The following is a 1,872-nucleotide window of genomic DNA, read 5'->3' as shown; positions in this document are numbered from 1 at the left end:
TCTGGCGGTCCTCCACCGGCGCCGCGGAAGGGCTGCGGACGCTCGGCCAGCTCGCAGATCTGGCGGACATGCTGAGCTACCCCATCGAGATCACCGCGCTCGACATCGCGCTGGCCGGGGTCATCGAGGCGGCCTTGCGGCAACAGAAGACGTTCGGCGCTGCCGAAACCCGCTTGATCGACCGCGTCATCGCCGTGTCGAGCGACGAGCGCAAGCGCTGCCGCTGGTGGGTCGCCCCGGAGGTCGTCACATTGCTGGACGCCGCGGAAAAATCCGGCATCGCCGCCACCGCGAAGAAGTAACGGCGCGCCGCCGAAACCCGACCTTCCAGCCTGTGCCGAGGACGCGGTATCCCCGTTCCCGGCTTGTTCATTTCGAAAGCGGAACGGCGGTGCCAGCCTCCTGTTGTCCGGACATGTGAAGCCGGCGCCGTCCTTGATCGTGGCGGCGTCCGGCGCTCCCCCGCAGATCCGGAGTCTCCATGGCACAGCTCAAGGCCAGCCTGCGCCCGACCCCCGCCCCGCCGCCCGAACCGATTCCCGTCACGCTGAACGTCAACGGGGTGGAGCGGACGCTTCACCTCGCGCCATGGACGACGCTGCTGGACGCGCTGCGCCTGCACCTCGACCTGACCGGCACCAAGAAAGGTTGCGACCACGGCCAGTGCGGGGCCTGCACCGTGCTTGTGGACGGGCGGCGCATCAATTCCTGCCTGACGCTGGCGGCGATGCAGGACGGCCGCAAGGTCACCACCATCGAGGGGCTGACCACCGGCGACGCGCTCCACCCGCTCCAGGAGGCCTTCATTGAGCATGACGCCTTCCAGTGCGGCTACTGCACGCCGGGGCAGATCTGTTCCGCCGCCGGGCTGATCGCCGAGGGCAAGGCCACCACCGACGACGAGATCCGCGAACTGATGAGCGGCAACCTCTGCCGCTGCGGGGCCTATCCCAACATCGTCGCGGCGATCCGGCAGGCGATGGCCACCGTGGCTACGAAGGCGGAGGGCGCGTCATGAGATCCTTCACCTACGCCCGCGCCGACAGCGCGGCGGACGCGGTCGGACGGGCCGGCGCCTCCGGGACCGCCTTCGTCGCCGGGGGGACCAACCTGCTCGACCTGATGAAGGCCGACGTGCTGCGGCCGGAACGGCTGATCGACATCTCGCGCCTGCCGCTGGACCGGATCGAGGACACGGCGGAGGGCGGCCTGCGGCTGGGTGCGCTGGCCCGCAACGCCGACACCGCTTACGACGAACGCGTGCAGACCCGCTACCCCATGCTGTCCAAGGCGATTCTCGCCGGGGCCTCGGCGCAGCTCCGCAACATGGCGACCAACGGCGGCAACCTGCTGCAACGGACGCGCTGCTACTACTTCTACGACACCGCCACCCCCTGCAACAAACGGGAGCCGGGGTCGGGCTGCGGCGCGATCGGCGGTGTGAATCGCATCCACGCCATCCTGGGGGCCAGCGACCAGTGCATCGCCGTCCACCCCTCCGACCTCTGCGTCGCTCTGGCGGCGCTCGACGCGGTGGTCCAGGTGACCGGGCCGGAGGGTAAGCGCAGCATCCCCTTCGCCGATTTCCATCGCCTGCCCGGCGACCGGCCGGAGATCGACACGGTCCTGCGGCCGGGCGACCTCGTCACGGCCATCGACCTGCCGGCCAGAGGCTTCGCCGAGCATTCCACCTATCTGAAGGTCCGCGACCGCGCCTCCTACGCCTTCGCGCTGGTGTCGGTGGCGGCGGGGCTGGAGATGGACGGGGGCACCGTCCGCGATGCCCGTCTGGCGCTGGGCGGCGTCGCCCACAAGCCCCGGCGCGACCCGGAGGCGGGAGCTGCCCTCCACGTGAAGTCCGCCACCGCCCGC

At 70.5% G+C, this 1,872-nt stretch carries 2 protein-coding genes and 1 pseudogene; all 3 read left to right on the top strand.

The window, feature by feature from the left end; genetic code table 11:
* Window positions 1–302, top strand: a pseudogene (locus GBZ26_RS29070) (hypothetical protein); the annotation flags it as partial.
* Between the two features lie 179 nt (window positions 303–481).
* A complete protein-coding gene (locus GBZ26_RS29065; RefSeq protein ID WP_174441755.1) occupies window positions 482–1,018 on the top strand; it encodes a (2Fe-2S)-binding protein in 537 nt (178 codons plus the stop codon).
* Window positions 1,015–1,872: FAD binding domain-containing protein (locus GBZ26_RS29060; protein WP_174441754.1), on the top strand; the 858-nt coding region annotated here is incomplete at its 3' end. The genes GBZ26_RS29065 and GBZ26_RS29060, both read left to right, overlap by 4 nt.

This window comes from Azospirillum formosense (assembly GCF_013340925.1).
GTDB lineage: Bacteria > Pseudomonadota > Alphaproteobacteria > Azospirillales > Azospirillaceae > Azospirillum > Azospirillum formosense.
The sequence above is the reverse complement of the archived record's forward strand: the minus strand, read 5'-3'. Positions and strand labels throughout refer to the sequence as shown.